Annotated in this window: 12 protein-coding genes; 8 read left to right on the forward strand and 4 right to left on the reverse strand. The window is 60.6% G+C overall.

Annotated features, from left to right (window positions below; genetic code table 11):
- The first annotated feature begins 113 nt into the window (after positions 1–113).
- From AB1748_RS04095 to lplT, 6 genes are all read left to right on the forward strand, one after another.
- Positions 114–1,322 carry an efflux RND transporter periplasmic adaptor subunit gene (locus AB1748_RS04095; protein ID WP_367396031.1) on the forward strand — a complete coding sequence of 403 codons (1,209 nt, stop codon included), beginning with the start codon at positions 114–116 and terminating at the stop codon, positions 1,320–1,322.
- Positions 1,319–4,543, forward strand: a complete 3,225-nt coding sequence (locus AB1748_RS04100; RefSeq protein ID WP_367396032.1) for an efflux RND transporter permease subunit — start codon at positions 1,319–1,321, stop codon at positions 4,541–4,543. Before AB1748_RS04095 ends, AB1748_RS04100 begins: the two co-directional genes overlap by 4 nt.
- The gene (locus AB1748_RS04105) at positions 4,540–7,641 is read left to right on the forward strand and encodes an efflux RND transporter permease subunit (protein ID WP_367396033.1); all 3,102 of its coding nucleotides are present in this window, start codon (positions 4,540–4,542) and stop codon (positions 7,639–7,641) included. The genes AB1748_RS04100 and AB1748_RS04105 overlap by 4 nt, the downstream gene beginning before the upstream one ends.
- 3 nt (positions 7,642–7,644) lie before the next feature.
- Positions 7,645–9,012: an efflux transporter outer membrane subunit gene (locus tag AB1748_RS04110; RefSeq protein ID WP_111138549.1), complete on the forward strand. Its 1,368-nt coding sequence runs from the start codon at positions 7,645–7,647 to the stop codon at positions 9,010–9,012.
- 89 nt (positions 9,013–9,101) lie between these two features.
- On the forward strand, positions 9,102–11,249 hold the full coding sequence (gene aas / locus AB1748_RS04115; RefSeq protein ID WP_367396034.1) for a bifunctional acyl-ACP--phospholipid O-acyltransferase/long-chain-fatty-acid--ACP ligase: 2,148 nt from the start codon (positions 9,102–9,104) through the stop codon (positions 11,247–11,249).
- Entirely contained in the window at positions 11,249–12,439 is a 1,191-nt protein-coding gene (gene lplT, locus AB1748_RS04120; protein ID WP_111138547.1) for a lysophospholipid transporter LplT, read from the forward strand. The genes aas and lplT overlap by 1 nt, the downstream gene beginning before the upstream one ends.
- Before the next feature lie 49 nt (positions 12,440–12,488).
- On the opposite strand, the gene ridA is transcribed toward lplT, so the two are convergent.
- From ridA to argF, 4 genes are all read right to left on the reverse strand, one after another.
- Positions 12,489–12,875 carry a 2-iminobutanoate/2-iminopropanoate deaminase gene (ridA, locus tag AB1748_RS04125; RefSeq protein WP_111138546.1) on the reverse strand — a complete coding sequence of 129 codons (387 nt, stop codon included), beginning with the start codon at positions 12,873–12,875 and terminating at the stop codon, positions 12,489–12,491.
- A 72-nt stretch (positions 12,876–12,947) separates the two neighbouring features.
- On the reverse strand, positions 12,948–13,412 hold the full coding sequence (gene pyrI, locus AB1748_RS04130; protein WP_010251684.1) for an aspartate carbamoyltransferase regulatory subunit: 465 nt from the start codon (positions 13,410–13,412) through the stop codon (positions 12,948–12,950).
- Between the two features lie 11 nt (positions 13,413–13,423).
- The gene (gene pyrB, locus AB1748_RS04135) at positions 13,424–14,359 is read right to left on the reverse strand and encodes an aspartate carbamoyltransferase (protein ID WP_293774162.1); all 936 of its coding nucleotides are present in this window, start codon (positions 14,357–14,359) and stop codon (positions 13,424–13,426) included.
- A 303-nt stretch (positions 14,360–14,662) separates the two neighbouring features.
- A complete protein-coding gene (gene argF / locus AB1748_RS04140; RefSeq protein ID WP_111138544.1) occupies positions 14,663–15,670 on the reverse strand; it encodes an ornithine carbamoyltransferase in 1,008 nt (335 codons plus the stop codon).
- 161 nt (positions 15,671–15,831) lie between these two features.
- Between argF and rraB the strand changes: the two genes are divergently transcribed.
- On the forward strand, positions 15,832–16,245 hold the full coding sequence (gene rraB, locus AB1748_RS04145; protein ID WP_293774159.1) for a ribonuclease E inhibitor RraB: 414 nt from the start codon (positions 15,832–15,834) through the stop codon (positions 16,243–16,245).
- Positions 16,246–16,299: 54 nt separating this feature from the next.
- A complete protein-coding gene (locus AB1748_RS04150) occupies positions 16,300–17,061 on the forward strand; it encodes a tRNA-(ms[2]io[6]A)-hydroxylase (RefSeq protein WP_111138542.1) in 762 nt (253 codons plus the stop codon).
- Positions 17,062–17,086 lie beyond the last annotated feature (25 nt).

The following is a 17,086-nucleotide window of genomic DNA, read 5'->3' on the forward strand; positions in this document are numbered from 1 at the left end:
CACTGATAATGGCCGCCGTGAAGCCTGGCGCTTTTGCGCACCACAGCCGGTTTTCACTGCCGCATTCCGCACGTTCCGGGATTTCTTTTTCTGCTTATCTGAAGAGTTCGACGATGACTCACCTTTCTCGCCCCGCGCGTTCCACCGGGCTTAAATGGCTGCTTCTGTTGCTGGTGATCGCGATTGTCGCTGGCGTTATCTGGCGTCTGCTGTCGGCAGGGCACGGGCCGGATGAGAGAATGCCGTCGGGCAGACCGGGTGCGGCTGGCATGATGGGCGGCGGTGCCACGCTGGTTCACAGCGGTGTCGCCAGCACGGCGGATGTGCCGGTGTGGCTGAATGCGCTCGGCACGGTGATCCCCAACGCCAGCGTGACGGTGACCAGCCGCGTTGACGGTCAGCTGGAACAGGTGTTCTTTACCGAAGGGCAGAAGGTCAGCGCCGGGCAGCTGCTGGCACAGATCGATCCGCGCAGCTATCAGGCGACGCTGAACCAGTATCAGGCTGAACTCAGCGAAAACCAGGCGCTGCTGAAAAGTGCCGAGCTGACGCTGGCGCGCTACCGCAAACTGGCGGCACAGGATGCGCTCGCGCGGCAGGATCTGGATAGCCAGATTGCCACCGTCGGGCAATATCGTGGCGCTGTTGCCGCCGATCAGGCGCAGATCGCCAGTGCGAAGCTGAGCATAGAGTATGCCCGCATCACCGCTCCGGTCAGCGGGCGCGTCGGTCTGCGTCAGGTCGATCCCGGCAACATGGTGCAGAGCGCCAGCAGCACCGGCCTGGTGACCATCACCCAGATGCAGCCCGCCGCCGTGACGTTCAGCGTGCCGCAGAGTGACATTCCGGCGCTGGTCAACGCACTGCATCAGGGGCAGAGCCTGCCCGCCACGCTGTTCGATCAGGACAACCAGCATCAGCTCGCCCAGGGAGAAGTGAAGTTCATCAGTAACCAGATCGATACCGCTACCGGCACCGTGGCGCTAAAAGCGGTGTTCGCCAACCGGGATGAGTCACTGTTTGCTAACCAGTTTGTGAATATCAGGCTGCAGACCCGGATACTGAAAGGCGCAACGGTGATCCCGGCGCAGGCGCTGCAGCTCAGCAGCGACGGTAGCTTTGTCTTTGTGATCAATCAGGACAACCGCGTGACGCGCAAAGTGGTCACCACCGGCCCGGCGTTCGGAGACGATCAGCAGGCGATCCTCAGCGGCGTTTCACCGGGGGATCGGCTGGTGACCGAAGGGATCGATCGTCTGACCAGCGGCAGTAAGGTGTCACTGGCCGATGAGGCTCCCGCTGCCGGTACTGAGCCGAAATGAATCCGTCACGCCTGTTTATTCTGCGTCCGGTCGCGACCATTCTGCTGATGGTCGGCGTGCTGATCGCGGGCATCTTTGCCTGTAAATTCCTCTCGACCTCGGCGCTGCCGCAGGTGGACTATCCCACGATTCAGGTCACCACACTCTATCCGGGTGCCAGCCCGGATGTGATGGCGTCGTCGGTCACATCACCGCTGGAGCGCCAGTTAGGGCAGATGGCGGGGCTGAGCCAGATGAGCTCGACCAGCGCCAGCGGCGCGTCGATCATTACCCTGAAATTCAGCCTGGAGCTGTCGCTGGATGTCGCCGAGCAGGAGGTGCAGGCGGCGATCAATGCGGCAAATAACCTGCTGCCTGACGATCTGCCCAATCCGCCGACCTACAAAAAGGTCAATCCGGCGGACAGCGCGGTCGTGACGCTGGCAGCCAGCTCCGGCACGCTGCCGCTGACCGAGGTGCAGGACCTGGTGAATACCCGGGTGGCGCTGAAGCTGTCGCAGATTTCCGGTGTCGGGATGGTGACACTGGCGGGCGGCCATCAGCCTGCGATTCGGGTGCAGATGAACCCGCAGGCGCTGGCGGCGCATCATCTGACGCTGGAGGCGGTGAATACGCTGATCGGCAACAGCAACGTCAATGGCTCCAAAGGCGGCTTTGACGGCAAATATCATTCGGTCACTATCGACGCCAACGATCAGCTGCGTACCGCCGACGCGTACGGCAACCTGATCCTGACTTACGAAAATGGTGCGGCGCTGCGCCTGAAAGATATCGCCCATATCGAACAGGGGCCGGAGAACAGCTTCCAGTCGGCATGGGCTGATAACCAGCCTGCGATTGTGATCGGTGTACAGCGTCAACCCGGCGCGAACGTGATTCAGGTGGTAGACAACATCAGGGCGCAGCTTCCTGCACTGCAGGCAGCGCTGCCGGATGGGGTTAAGATGACCATTCTCTCCGACCGCACCCAGACCATTCGCGCCTCAATCAGCGACGTGCAGTTTGAGCTGATGCTGTCGATTGCGCTGGTAGTGATGGTGACCTTCCTGTTCCTGCGGAACGTTGCCGCCACGCTGATCCCCAGCGTTGCGGTGCCGCTGTCGCTGGTCGGCACCTTTGGCGTGATGTATCTGGCGGGCTTCAGCCTGAATAATCTGTCGCTGATGGCGCTGACTATCGCCATCGGTTTTGTCATTGATGACGCCATTGTGGTGGTGGAGAACATCTCCCGGCGTCTGGAGCTGGGCGAGTCACCGATGGAGGCGGCGCTGAAAGGCTCACAGCAGATTGGCTTCACCATTATCTCGCTGACCTTTTCACTGATTGCCGTGCTGATCCCGCTGCTGTTTATGGGCGATGTGGTGGGGCGACTGTTCAGAGAGTTCGCGATTACGCTGGCGGTGGCGATTCTGGTATCGATGGGGGTCTCGCTGACGCTGACCCCGATGCTGTGCGCGTATCTGCTGCGCCACATTCCGCCTGAGCAGCAGTCCGGATTTTCCCGTAAGGGCGGCGCGTTGTTTGACCGCCTGGTGCGCGGTTATGACCGTCTGCTGACCGTGGTGCTGAATCATCAGAAACTGACGCTGCTAGTGGCGCTGGCGACCTTCGGGCTGACGGCACTGCTCTATCTGATAGTGCCGAAAGGCTTCTTTCCGACTCAGGATACCGGGCTGATTCAGGGTGTCACCGTTGCCTCACAGGATGTCTCGTTTAACGCGATGGCGACGCGACAGCAGGCGGTCTCGGCACTGATCCTGAAGAATCCGGCGGTGGAGAGTGTTTCATCGACCATCGGGATCGACGGCACCAACACCAGCCTTAACAGCGGACGGTTACAGATCAACCTGAAGCCGTTTGGTGACCGCGACCTCAGCGCCAGTGACGTCATCAGCCAGCTGAACCAGGCGAGCGCTGATGTGCCGGGTATCCGGCTCTATCTGCAGCCCGCGCAGGATCTCACGGTCAACGATCAGGTCTCGCCGAGTCGGTATCAGTTCACCCTCGACGACGCTGACAGTGAAAATCTGGTCCGCGAGTCGCCTAAACTGATGGCGGCACTGCAGCAGCGGCCCGAGTTTAATGGCGTGGTGAGTAACCTGCAGGATCAGGGGCGCATCGCTTACGTGGCGCTGAACCGGGACAAAGCGGCGCGTTTCGGCATCACGGCGTCGGACGTGGACACCGCGCTCTATAACGCATTTGGTCAGCGCCTGGTTTCGACCATTTTTACCCAGTCGAATCAGTATCGGGTTGTGCTGGAAGTGGCACCGGCCTGGCAGCAGGGGCCGGCGTCATTTGATAATGTCTGGCTGCAGCCCTCCACCAGCAGTAGCAGCATGACGTCATCCAGCAGCACCGCTTCGTCATCAACATCTTCATCTTCATCAACGTCGACGTCGACGTCGACGTCCGCTTCGGCTTCTGACACGACATCCGCCCGTAGCGGCATGGTGAAGCTCACCGCCATCGCCACGATTCATCAGCGCACGGGCTCGCTGATGCACATGCGCCTGAATCAGTTTCCAGCGGTGATGATCTCCTTCAACCTCAATCCGGGCTATTCGCTGGAGGATGCGCAGCGGGCAATCGCCGACGTGCGGCAGCAGCTTCAGCTCCCGGAGAGCACCACGCTGCGCTATCAGGGTGAAACCTCGGCATTTCAGAACGCGACCGGCAACACGCTGTGGCTGATTCTGGCCGCGCTGATCACCATGTATGTGGTGCTCGGCATCCTCTACGAAAGTTTTATTCACCCGGTCACGATTCTCTCAACGCTGCCCTCAGCCGCAGTAGGGGCGCTGCTGACGCTGTTGCTGGCGGGCAGCGAGTTCAGCCTGATTGCGCTGATTGGCGTCATCCTGCTGATAGGTATCGTGAAAAAGAACGCCATCATGATGATTGACTTCGCGCTGGAGGCGGAGCAAAAGCAGCACCTCAGCGCGCGTGAGGCCATTCACCAGGCCTGTCTGCTGCGTTTCCGTCCCATCCTGATGACGACGATGGCGGCGATGCTCGGCGCGCTACCGCTGATGCTCGCCTCCGGCTCGGGTGCCGAACTGCGGCAGCCGCTGGGGCTGGTGATCGTCGGCGGGCTGATTGTCAGTCAGGTGCTGACACTCTTCTCCACGCCGGTGATCTACCTCTGGTTTGACGGACTGGCGCAGCGCGGAAATGCCTGGGTGAAACGCCGTCAGCAGCAGGCACGGAGCGGGCAATGAATCTGACCCGGTTGTTTATCTTTCGCCCGGTAGCGACGCTGCTGCTGACGCTGGCGATCCTGCTGGCCGGCGCGCTGGGCTACCGGCTGCTGCCGGTGGCACCGCTGCCACAGGTCGATTTCCCGACTATCATGGTCAGCGCCAGCCTGGCGGGGGCCAGTCCGGAAACCATGGCGGCAACGGTCGCTACGCCACTGGAACGTGCGCTGGGGCAGATTGCCGGTATCAGCGAGATGACCTCCAGCAGCTCGCAGGGTTCCAGCAGCATCATCCTGCAGTTTGAGCTGGACCGCGACATCAATGGCGCGGCGCGCGACGTGCAGGCCGCGATCAACGCGGCACGCAGCCTGCTGCCGAGCGCGATGGCCTCGCTGCCGACCTATCGCAAGGCAAACCCCTCGGACGCGCCGATCGTCATGCTGGCGCTGACCTCCGCCACCCGCACGCCTGGCGAGCTTTACGATCTGGCAGAGAGCAAGATCGAACAGGCGATGGGGCAGGTGCAGGGCGTTGGCGAAGTGTCGCTGATGGGCAGCGCCTTACCGGCGGTGCGGATTGATCTGCAGCCGCGGAAGCTGATCCATTACGGCATCTCGCTGGAGACGGTGCGTACTGCCGTCGCCAGCAGCACCACTAATCTGCCCAAAGGGATCTTACAGGGCAGTGGTCAGTCGTGGCTGGTGGACAGCAATGGTCAGCTGGAGAAGGCGGCCAGCTATCGCGATCTGATCGTTACCTGGCAGCAGGGCAAGGCGGTGCGGCTTCGCGATGTCGCGACCGTCTACGATTCGGTAGAAGATCGCTATCAGGCGGGATTTCTGAATGCCACGCCTGCCGTGATGATCGGCATCAAACGTCAGGCGGGCGCTAACATGCTCGAAACCATCGACGCGATCAAAGCGCAGTTGCCGCTGCTGGAGAATAGCCTGCCTGCGGACAGCCAGCTGAAGGTGGTGATTGACCGCTCGCCTGGCGTGCGCGCCTCGCTCTATGACACCGAAGAGACGCTGCTGATTGCGGTGCTGCTGGTCATCGCGGTGGTGTTTATCTTCCTGCGCAACATGCAGGCGGTGATCGTTCCGGCACTGGCGTTGCCGGTGTCGCTGATCGGCACCTGTGCGGTGATGTATCTGCTGGGGTACAGCCTGGATAATCTGTCGCTGATGGCGCTGATTATCTCTACCGGCTTCGTGGTGGATGATGCGATCGTGGTGCTGGAGAACATCACCCGTCACATTGAACGCGGGCTAAGCCCGCTGCGGGCGGCGCTGCGTGGGGCGCAGGAGGTGAGTTTCACCGTGCTGTCGATGACCGTGTCGCTGATCGCAGTGTTCATCCCGATCCTGCTGATGGGCAGCCTTGTCGGGCGGCTGTTCCGTGAGTTTGCCGTCACGCTCACGGTGTCGCTGCTGATCTCGCTGTTTGTCTCGCTCAGCCTGACGCCGATGCTTTGCGCGCGCCTGCTTAAACCCAGGCCGCCTGTCAGCCAGCGGCCGCATCCACTCTGGCAGTTTATTGAAAACTCGCTGAGTCGCCTGCTGGCCGCCTACGGGCGCGGGCTGGCCTGGGTGATGCGCCATCAGAAACTGACGCTGCTCAGTCTGCTGCTGACAGTGCTGCTGAATGTTTTTCTGTTTACCGTGGTGCAGAAGGGCTTTTTCCCGAACCAGGACACCGGGCTGCTGATGGGCGCGTTGCGTGCCGATCAGAACATTTCGTTTCAGGCGATGAAGCCAAAAATGCTGATGTTTACCCGAATCATTCAGGCGGATCCGGCGGTCCAGAGCGTGATGTCGTCAATGGGCAGCGGGATGTTCGGCTCCCGCAACAGCGCCAACTTCTTTGTGCGGCTGAAGGACTTTGATCAGCGCGACGCCACGGCCAGCGACGTGGCAAATCGGCTGACGCGCAAAACCAGCCATATCGCCGGGGCACAGATGTTCCTGATGGCGGCACAGGATCTGCACATTGGCGGGCGCAGCGCTAATGCAACCTATCAGTACAGCCTGCAGGCTGACGATCTTGATCTGCTGCGGGTCTGGACGCCGAAGGTGCAGACGGCGCTGGCGGCCATCCCTCAGCTCAACAGCGTGGACTCTGATTCCCAGACCGGCGGGCAGGAGGTGGTGCTGATAATTGACCGTGACCGCGCCACCCGGCTGGGCGTCAACGTGAAAATGCTCGATACGCTGCTGAACAATGCCTTCAGCCAGCGACAGATCGCGACGCTTTACCACACGCTGAATCAGTATCATGTCGTGATGTCACTGCAGGACAGCGACACCGCAAATCCGGAGACGCTGCAGCAGCTCTATGTGATTAACGACAGCGGTGACCGGGTGCCGCTCGCCGCGTTTGCCCGCTTTAGCGGCGGCAATGCGCCGCTGTCGGTGGCGCATCAGGGCCAGTCTGCCACCAGCACGGTAGCGTTCAATCTCAACGAGGGCGTCTCGCTGGAACAGGCGCAGGAACGGATTAAACAGGCAATGGCGAAGCTGGGCCTGCCATCGACCATTCATGCCGGTTTCGCCGGTACCGCCGCCGCGTTTTCACAGCTGACTGCCACCATGCCGTGGCTGATTCTGGCGGCGCTGGCGGCGGTCTATATCGTGCTCGGCGTCCTCTATGAGAGCTATATCCACCCGCTGACCATTCTCTCAACCCTGCCATCAGCGGGCGTCGGGGCGCTGTTACTCCTGCTGCTGACCAACACACAACTCACGCTGATTGCGCTGATTGGCATCATCCTGCTGATCGGCATCGTGAAAAAGAACGCCATCATGATGATCGATTTTGCCATCGACGCAGAACGGCGGCAGGGGCTGTCGCCGCAGCAGGCGATCACGCAGGCGTGTCTGATGCGCTTCCGGCCCATCATGATGACCACGCTGGCCGCCTTTTTCGGTGCCTTGCCGCTGGCGCTGGGCAGCGGCGGTGACGCCGATCTGCGCAGTCCGCTGGGAATCGCTATCGCGGGCGGACTGGCGCTCAGCCAGCTGCTGACGCTGTTTACCACGCCGGTTGTTTATCTGTGGCTCGATCGTCTGGGTCGCGCCACTCAACGTCAATGGCGTCGTCTGCGCCATGCGGAATCCTGAACCATGAAACCTTATCTCCCGTTTATTGTGCTGCTGCTGGCTGGCTGCAGCGTTGGCCCCGACTATCAGCGCCCATCGATGGCGATGCCGGTTCACTATAAAGAGGCACGGGGCTGGCAGCCGGCGACGCCGCGTGATGCGCAAAGCAAAGGCGAATGGTGGTTGGTGTACCATGACGCCACGCTGAGCGGGCTGCTGAGTCAGGTCAGTGTGTCGAATCAGAACGTAGCGACCTACAGTGCGCAGTACCGGCAGGCGCAGGCGCTGGCGGCAGAGTCACGCGCGGCGCTGTTTCCCTCGCTGGGCTATGACGGCAGCGTAACGCGCAGCGGCAGTCAAATCACTACCAGCAGCAGCCATCAGGCGGCGCTGAGCGCCAGCTGGGAGCTGGATCTGTGGGGCAAACTGCGGCGTACGCTGGAGGAGGATCGCGCCAGCGCCTCGGCCAGCGCGGCGGAACTGGCTAATATCACCCTGAGCGCCCAGTCAGAGCTGGCGCAGGACTATTTCCAGCTGCGGATCATGGATCAGAAAATCGCACGCTATCAGCAGAGCGTTGACGCCTATCAGCGCTACCTGAACGTGATCGGCCGCCAGTATCAGGCGGGCACCGCATCGCGTGCCACTCTGGCACAGGCGCAGCTGCAACTGGAGAGTGCCCGCGCCTCGGCGCAGGATGAGCAGTGGCAGCGTGCGCAGATGGAGCATGCCATTGCGCTGCTGGTCGGCAAAGCCCCCGCCGACTTCAGTCTGGCCGCCGCGCCGCTGACCGCTACGCCGCCCGCGATTCCGGCCGCCCTGCCGGGCGAGCTGTTGCAGCGCCGTCCTGACATTGCGTACGCTGAACGCAATATGGCCGCCGCCAATGCGGCCGTGGGTGTGGCGGTGGCCGGGTACTATCCCGATCTTACCCTGAGCGCCAGCGCGGGTGTCAGTTCGTCGGTGCTGCACTCGCTGTTCTCGCTGCCGAGCCGCGTCTGGTCGCTGGGGCCGGAACTCAGCGGCACGCTGTTCGACGCGGGCGCGACCTCAGCGAAGGTCGATCAGGCGCGGGCGGGCTGGGAGGCCAGCGTCGCAACCTATCGTCAGACGGTGCTGACGGCCATGCAGGAGGTGGAGGACAAGCTGGTAGAGCTGAATACGCTGCAGGGCGAGATCGCAGCACAGCAGCGCGCCACCGACGCGGCGCAGACCTCGGCGCGGGTGACGCGTCTGCAGTATGACGCGGGCATGATTAACTACCTGGATGTGGCAACCACGGAGAACAGTAGCCTGAGTGCGCAGCAGAGTTTGCTGACGCTGCAGAGCACGCAGTGGGTCAGCAGCGTGGCGCTGATTGCCGCGCTGGGCGGCAGCTGGCAGGCGCCCTGAGGTCGCGCCGTAACGCCGATAATTCTGTTGTCGAACCGCGTTAAATCCTGCATCGTGAGGGGCTATTTTCATGATGCTAAGGAGCCGGCATGGTTTTCACACTTTTGCGCCTGATATTTCGCCTGTTGTGGCGGGTCGAACTGCGGGGCGATGTCACCGAACTGAACAAACAGAAGGTATTGATCACGCCGAACCATATGTCGTTTCTCGACGGCATATTGCTGGCGCTATTTTTGCCGATCAAGCCGGTCTTCGCTATCTATAGCACCATCAGCGAAAGCTGGTTTATGCGTCTGGTGAAACCCTTTATCGACTTTGTGCCGCTGGACCCGACCCGCCCGATGGCGCTGAAGCAGCTGGTCCGGCTGATCGACACCGGCCGTCCGGTGGTGATCTTCCCCGAAGGCCGGATTACCGTGACCGGATCGCTGATGAAGATCTACAGCGGCGCAGGCTTTGTCGCGGCGCGTTCCGGCGCCAGCGTGGTGCCTGTGCGCATCGAAGGCGCGGAGTTTACGCCCTTTGGTCGTCTGGCGGGGGTGTTTAAGCGTCGTCTCTTCCCGCGCATCACCCTGAGCATTCTGCCCGCCACCCGCATTCCGATGCCGGAGGCGAAACGGGCGCGCGATCGGCGCGTGCTGGCCGGTGAGCACCTGCACCATGTGATGATGGAAGCGCGCATGGCGGTGCGTCCGCGTGAAACGCTGTTCGAGGCGTTTCTGGCGGCACGAACGCGTTACGGCGCGTTTAAGCGCTGCATCGAAGATGTCAATTTCAAACCCGACAGCTACAACGGCCTGCTGAAGAAGTCGCTGGGCGTGGGGCGCATTCTGGAGCGCTACAGTCAGCCGCGTGAGGTGGTGGGGCTGCTGCTGCCCAATACCACCGTCACGGCGGCGGCGATTTTCGGTGCCACGCTGCGCGGGCGCGTGCCAGCGATGCTCAACTACACCGCGGGCGTTAACGGCATGCGGGCGGCGCTGACCGCCGCGCAGATCAAAACGATCTTTACCTCGCGTCAGTTCCTGGAGAAGGGCAATCTGTGGCATCTGCCGCAGGGGCTGGATGAGGTGCAGTGGATCTATCTGGAAGATCTGAAAGAGACCGTTACCGGCAAGGACAAGCTGTGGATCCTCGCCCATCTGCTGATGCCGCGCCGTGCGCAGCTGCCCCAGCAGCCGGAAGACGCGGCGATGGTGCTCTTCACTTCCGGTTCGGAAGGGCACCCTAAAGGGGTGGTGCATTCGCATAAAAGCCTGCTGGCCAACGTCGAACAGATCCGAACCGTGGCAGACTTCACGCCGCGTGACCGTTTTATGTCGGCGCTGCCGCTGTTTCATGCGTTTGGCCTGACCGTGGGGCTATTCACGCCGCTGATGACCGGCGCGCAGGTCTTTCTCTATCCCAGCCCGCTGCACTACCGCATCGTGCCGGAGCTGGTGTATGACCGTAACTGCACCGTGCTGTTTGGCACCTCCACCTTCCTGGGTAACTACGCACGCTTTGCCGCGCCCTACGATTTTGCCCGTCTGCGCTACGTGGTTGCGGGTGCGGAGAAACTGCAGGAGCAGACCCGCCAGACTTATATGGAGAAGTATGGCATTCGCATCCTCGAAGGCTACGGCGTCACCGAGTGCGCGCCGGTGGTGGCGATCAACGTGCCGATGGCGACAAAAGCGCACACCGTGGGACGGATTCTGCCGGGCATGGATTCACGCCTGATGTCGGTGCCGGGCATTGAGCAGGGCGGACGACTGCAACTGCGCGGACCAAACGTGATGAAGGGCTACCTGCGGGTAGAAAACCCTGGCGTGCTGGAGACGCCGGTTGCCGACGATGGCGAAGGCAATATGGAAGCGGGCTGGTATGACACCGGCGATATCGTCAGCTTCGACGAGGGCGGTTTCTGCCAGATTCAGGGGCGGGCCAAACGCTTTGCCAAGATCGCCGGGGAGATGGTATCGCTGGAGATCGTGGAACAGATCGCCCTTAAAGCGTCGCCGGACCGACAGCATGCCGCCTCGCTGCGCCCGGATGGTCAGCGTGGTGAGGCGCTGGTGCTGTTCACCACCGATGCTGAGCTGGCGCGCGACAGCCTGCAGAAAGCGGCGCGTGAGCTGGGCGCGCCGGAGCTGGCGCTGCCGCGCGATATCCGGGTCGTGAAACAGTTACCGCTGCTCGGCAGCGGCAAACCCGATTACGTGACGCTGAAGAAAATGGCGGAAGAGGAGAAGTAATGCGCCTGGATCCCAATGCGCCGCTGATGTCGCGCGGCATGATCGCCGTGATTATCGCCCAGTTCTTTTCGGCCTTTGGCGACAACGCGCTGCTGTTTGCCACGCTGGCGGTACTGAAAAGTCAGTTCTATCCCGACTGGAGCCAGCCGGTATTACAGATGCTGTTTGTTGCCGCCTATATTCTGCTGGCGCCGTTTGTTGGTCAGGTGGCGGACAGCATGGCAAAAGGGCGTGTGATGATGCTCGCCAACAGCCTGAAACTGCTGGGTGCGCTGGTGATCTGTTTCGGCTTCAATCCCTTCGTCGGCTATACCCTGGTGGGCGCGGGTGCCGCAGCCTACTCACCGGCCAAATATGGCATCCTGGGGGAGATCACGCACGGCGATAAGCTGGTAAAAGCCAACGGGCTGATGGAGGCGTCTACCATCGCCGCCATCCTGCTCGGCTCGGTAGCGGGCGGGATGCTGGCCGACTGGCATATCCTGGCGGCACTGGGGATCTGTGCGCTGACCTACGGCATCGCTGTCATCGCGAACCTGTTTATCCCGAAGCTGCAGGCTGCCCGTCCCGGTCAGAACTGGCAGCCTGGCATGATGGTGCGCCGCTTCTTCGCTGCCGTCATGCTGTTGTGGCGTGACGCGGAGACGCGCTTCTCGCTGCTCGGCACCAGTCTGTTCTGGGGCGCAGGCGTGACGCTGCGTTTCCTGCTGGTGCTCTGGGTGCCGGTGGCGCTGGGCATCAATGACAACACCACGCCAACCACCCTGAATGCCATGGTCGCGATCGGGATTGTGATTGGCGCGGCGGCGGCGGCGAAGCTGGTGACGCTGGAGACCGTGCGTCGCTGTATGCCGGCCGGGGTGCTGATTGGCGTCATGGTCGTGCTCTTCTCGCTCCAGCACGCTCTGCTGAATGCTTATCTGATACTGATGCTGGTTGGTGCGCTGGGCGGGTTCTTTGTGGTGCCGCTGAATGCGCTGCTGCAGGCGCGGGGCAAAGAGAGCGTCGGCTCCGGTAATGCCATTGCGGTGCAGAATCTGGGTGAGAACAGCGCCATGCTGATCATGCTGGGACTCTATACGCTGGCGATCAGGGCGGGTGCGCCTGCGGTGGCGACGGGCATCGGCTTCGGTGTGCTGTTTGCGCTGGCGATAGCGCTGCTGTGGCTGTGGCGTCCGGCTAAGCGGTAAAACGGCTTCGCCGCCTGCCAGCGTTCGCGGCAGGCGGCGGCATACGCGCTTAGCGGCGGACGGCAATCGCTTCGATTTCGATCTTCACATCTTTTGGCAGACGCGCCACTTCAACGCAGGAACGCGCCGGGAAGTGAGCCTGATGTTCGGTGAAAAACGCTTCATAGGTCGCATTGACCGTAGCGAAATCATTTAAATCCTTGACGAAAACCGTGGTCTTCACGATATCGCCCACCTTCAGACCCGCTGCTTCTACAATCGCCTTCACGTTTTCCAGCGACTGACGCGCCTGTGCGGCAACGTCATCGGCAACCTGGCCGGTCGCCGGATCCACCGGGATCTGCCCGGACGTGATGATCATGCTGCCCAGATCGACACCCTGAACATAGGGACCGATAGCGGCAGGGGCTTTTTCAGTACTGATTTCACGAGACATCATGGCTCCTTTGATTATGTCGTCAGGCGGCGATGCCGCCGCTCAGGCCCATTATAAGGTCGGGCAGGACGATTACCAGTGACCCAGCACCACATGGCGGGCGAACTCTTTCTCGCAATATTTGCACTTCAGGTGCACATCATCGGCGCGCTGCTTGACGGCAAAGCTGGAGAAGACCGGCTCGCTGCGGCTGATACAGTTGCTGTTGGGGCAGGTCAGCACGCGCTCAACGTGATCCGGCAGCGTCGGGGCGATCTTCGCCACCACTTCGTAGTCATCGATGCGGTTGACCGTGGCATGAGGGGCATAGACCGCCAGCTGATTGACCTGATCGTCAGTGAGAAAGGTGTTCTCAATCTTGATCAGATCCTTGCGGCCCATCTCACCGGATGGCAGGTTCAGGCCGATGGTAATGCGCTGATCCGTTTCGGTCAGCCGGAACAGAGAGAGCAGTTTAAAGCCGATCTGCGCCGGGATATGGTCGATAACCGTGCCGCGCTTGATCGCTTCGACCTGCAATTTGTTGTCCTGAGTCATGGGGTCTCTCCTTACAGGGCGGGTTCGCTGTTTAAAACCAGTGCCAGCAGAGCCTGGCGCGCATAGATGCCGTTACCCGCCTGCTGGAAATACCAGGCGTAGGGGGTCTTATCGACATCGGTGGTGATCTCATCGATACGCGGCAGCGGGTGCAGCACTTTCATGTTGTCGCGCGCCGTCCCGAGATCGGTCGCCCGCAGGATGAACTGCGCTTTGACGTTGGCATACTCTGAGGGGTCGAGCCGCTCTTTCTGTACCCGCGTCATGTAGAGGATGTCGAGCTGCGGCATCACCTCTTCGAAGCTGTCGTGGCGTGACCAGGGGATCTGCTTCTCATCCAGCATATCGGTAATGTAGGCGGGCATCGCCAGCGCATCGGGCGCAATAAAGAAGAAGCGGTTGCCTTCAAACTTCGCCAGCGCCTGGGTCAGGGAGTGGACAGTACGGCCATATTTCAGGTCGCCGACCATCGCCACATTCAGCTGATTCAGACGGCCCTGGGTCTCCTGGATAGTGAAGAGATCCAGCAGCGTCTGGGTCGGATGCTGGTTCGCACCGTCACCGGCGTTGAGGATCGGGATGCCGCCAGAAAACTCGGTCGCCAGCCGGGCCGCGCCTTCCTGCGGATGACGCATTACAATCGCATCCACATAGGTGCTGATGACCGAAATGGTGTCGGCCAGGGTTTCCCCTTTCTTGCCCAGCGAGGTATTGCTGCCGTCAGCAAAGCCGACCGCCGACGCGCCGAGCCGATGGATCGCGGTTTCAAACGACAGGCGGGTGCGGGTGGACGCCTCAAAGAAGCAGCTGGCGATCACCTTGTGCTTCAGCAGTTCCGGCTGCGGATGGGCCTTGAGCTGCGCCGCCGTCTGCAGCGCCAGTTCCAGCTCTTCGCGACTGAGGTCGTTAATTGAAATAATGTGCTTGCGATATAGCGGGTTAGCCATAGCTCTCTCCTCTGCGCGGCCGGATTGCGGACAAAAAAAAGCCCCTGCTTAAGGGGCTTTTTAAGATCGGGTCGATGACCGAAAGAAACAGCAGCACCGCCTGCGGTCAGGCGTGATTGAGCATCAAATTGTCCGCTGTGCTGTCGCATATTTCCTCCGGCAAATTGGGCCGCATTATACCCGTTCGTCGCAGGGCAGCAAGAGGAAAACGTTTGCGGGGCGGTTGCCGGCGCGTGTCCGGCAGCGGGGCATGGCGAGTGTGGCGGACGCTGTCCGGTGGAGACAGCGCCCTGCGGCGTCCTGTCAGCGCTGGCCCAGCGTTGCCACCATCACCGCTTTGATGGTGTGCATGCGGTTTTCGGCCTGATCGAAGACGATGCTGTGCGGCGACTCAAAGACCTCGTCGCTGACTTCCATGCCGTTGGGCAGATCGTACTGTTCCGCCATCTGCTGGCCCAGCGTGGTCTGATCGTCATGGAAAGCGGGCAGGCAGTGCAGGAATTTCACCTGCGGGTTGCCGGTCAGGTCGAGCATCGCCCGGTTGACCTGATAGTCACGCAGGAGGGCAATCCGCCCGGCCCAGACCTCTTTAGCTTCGCCCATCGACACCCAGACATCGGTGTAGATGAAATCCGCGCCTTTCACGCCACTGGCAATGTCGTCGGTGAGGGTAATCTTTCCGCCGGTCTGCTGTGCCACTTCGCGGCACTGCGCCACCAGTTCATCCTCCGGCCAGCAGCTCTTCGGGGCCACCAGACGCAGATCAAGACCAACCAGAGCGGCGGCTTCCAGCATGGTATTTCCCATGTTGTTGCGCGCATCACCGACATAAACCAGCGTCATCTCGCTGAGTTTTTTACCCGGCAGATGTTCCTGCATCGTCAGCAGGTCGGCCAGCAGCTGGGTCGGATGAAACTCGGTAGTCAGACCGTTCCACACCGGCACGCCGGCATGTTCAGCCAGCGTTTCCACCAGTGCCTGACCGTAGCCGCGATACTGGATGCCATCGTACATCCGGCCCAGGACGCGGGCGGTGTCGCGCATCGACTCTTTATGGCCGATCTGACTGCCGCTCGGGCCAAGATAGGTGACGTTAGCACCCTGATCGTAAGCGGCAACTTCGAAAGAGCAACGGGTACGGGTCGAGTCTTTTTCGAAGATGAGCGCGATGTTTTTGCCTTTCAGATACTGCACTTCGCTGGCGCTTTTTTTCGCCTGTTTTAATTCAGCGGAAAGAGAGAGCAGGTGATCGATTTCGGCGGGGGTAAAATCCAGAAGTCTGAGAAAATGACGCTGATACAGCTGACTCATACAACGCTCCGGTAAGCATTAAAGTGAATTAAAATTCAATCTAACCGTATGAATATTCATTTTCAAGTGCGGGGGCGAATAAACTTTTCGTTTTGTGTAGTGGCGCGACAGGCAGTGTGGGAAAATAATTGTTTATTGCCGAACTCAGAGAGGACATCGTCATGGCATATGAAGCATTACTGGAAGAGCAGCAGGAAGAGACACGGCAGATCATCGAAGAGCTGCTGGAGGATGGCAGCGATCCTGATGCGCTCTATACCATCGAGCATCATCTCTCCTGCAATAACTTTGACTCACTGGAAAAAGCCGCCGTCGACGCGTTCAAGCTGGGTTATGAAGTGACCGAGCCGGAAGAGCTGGAGCTGGAAGATGGCACCACGGTAATGTGCGTGGACATCATCAGCGAATCCGCGCTGAATCCGGAACTGATCGATGCGCAGGTTGAGCAGCTGGTCAACCTGATCGGCAAGTACAACGTCGATTATGACGGCTGGGGCACCTATTTCGAAGATCCCGATGCCGAAGATGAAGATGACGCCATTGAAGATGAAGATGATAATGGTGTTCGCCACTAAGTAGCCGGGGCGGAGATTTCTCCGCCTGTCACCTCTGCCACGCCATTTAACATCATGAACTACGCACCTTTATTAGAACCTATCTATCAGTTTCTGCACTGCCGCACGCCCCAGGCCTGGATTGATGAGGCGCGCAAGCCGGAAAATCTGACCCTGCTGTTAACTGATCATCTGGTCTGCGAGCTGAAAGCCGCCCAGACCGCGGTCTGGCTGATCCGCAAATATGTGGCTGACAAACCCAGCGGCGACGCGATTCTGGCGTGGCTGAAGCCCTATGAAGATTTTATCTTTCGCGAAGATGGCGACAGCGACTTTATCAACGCCCACAGAAACCTGACCAAACGCATCATCGTGCGTAACGCGCTGCCGTGGGCGGATGATCTGGTTGAGAAGATGGTGCTGCTGATTAAAGAGGAGCTGCATCACTTCTATCAGGTGTGGGAAATTATGCAGTCGCGCGGGCTGGTCTATCAGAAGATCACCTCCAGCCGCTACGCCAAATCGCTGCTGCGTGAAGTCACCACCCATGAGCCGGAAACGCTGGTGGATAAACTGATTTGTGGCGCCTATATCGAGGCGCGCTCCTGCGAGCGTTTCGCCAGTCTGGCTCCTTATCTTGATGATGAGCTGGCGAAATTCTATCTGTCGCTGCTGCGCTCTGAGGCGCGGCACTATCAGGACTATCTGACCCTGGCGGCGCAGATCGCGGCGAAAGATATCACGCCACGGGTGCAGGCGATTGGCATCACAGAAGGGCGGTTAATCAGCGAGCCGGACAACGAACTGCGCTTTCACAGCGGCGTACCGGCATTCTGACTCTGCGACATCAGCGGGGCGTTCA

It is taken from the genome of Pantoea sp. Ep11b, assembly GCF_040783975.1.
GTDB lineage: Bacteria > Pseudomonadota > Gammaproteobacteria > Enterobacterales > Enterobacteriaceae > Pantoea.

Bases quoted from the DNA above. Each gene is read 5' to 3' on its own strand.
- AB1748_RS04095 (WP_367396031.1), top strand. From the start codon at position 114: ATGACTCACCTTTCTCGCCCCGCGCGTTCCACCGGGCTTAAATGGCTG.
- AB1748_RS04100 (WP_367396032.1), top strand. From the start codon at position 1,319: ATGAATCCGTCACGCCTGTTTATTCTGCGTCCGGTCGCGACCATTCTG.
- AB1748_RS04105 (WP_367396033.1), top strand. From the start codon at position 4,540: ATGAATCTGACCCGGTTGTTTATCTTTCGCCCGGTAGCGACGCTGCTG.
- AB1748_RS04110 (WP_111138549.1), top strand. From the start codon at position 7,645: ATGAAACCTTATCTCCCGTTTATTGTGCTGCTGCTGGCTGGCTGCAGC.
- aas (WP_367396034.1), top strand. From the start codon at position 9,102: ATGGTTTTCACACTTTTGCGCCTGATATTTCGCCTGTTGTGGCGGGTC.
- lplT (WP_111138547.1), top strand. From the start codon at position 11,249: ATGCGCCTGGATCCCAATGCGCCGCTGATGTCGCGCGGCATGATCGCC.
- ridA (WP_111138546.1), bottom strand. From the start codon at position 12,875: ATGTCTCGTGAAATCAGTACTGAAAAAGCCCCTGCCGCTATCGGTCCC.
- pyrI (WP_010251684.1), bottom strand. From the start codon at position 13,412: ATGACTCAGGACAACAAATTGCAGGTCGAAGCGATCAAGCGCGGCACG.
- pyrB (WP_293774162.1), bottom strand. From the start codon at position 14,359: ATGGCTAACCCGCTATATCGCAAGCACATTATTTCAATTAACGACCTC.
- argF (WP_111138544.1), bottom strand. From the start codon at position 15,670: ATGAGTCAGCTGTATCAGCGTCATTTTCTCAGACTTCTGGATTTTACC.
- rraB (WP_293774159.1), top strand. From the start codon at position 15,832: ATGGCATATGAAGCATTACTGGAAGAGCAGCAGGAAGAGACACGGCAG.
- AB1748_RS04150 (WP_111138542.1), top strand. From the start codon at position 16,300: ATGAACTACGCACCTTTATTAGAACCTATCTATCAGTTTCTGCACTGC.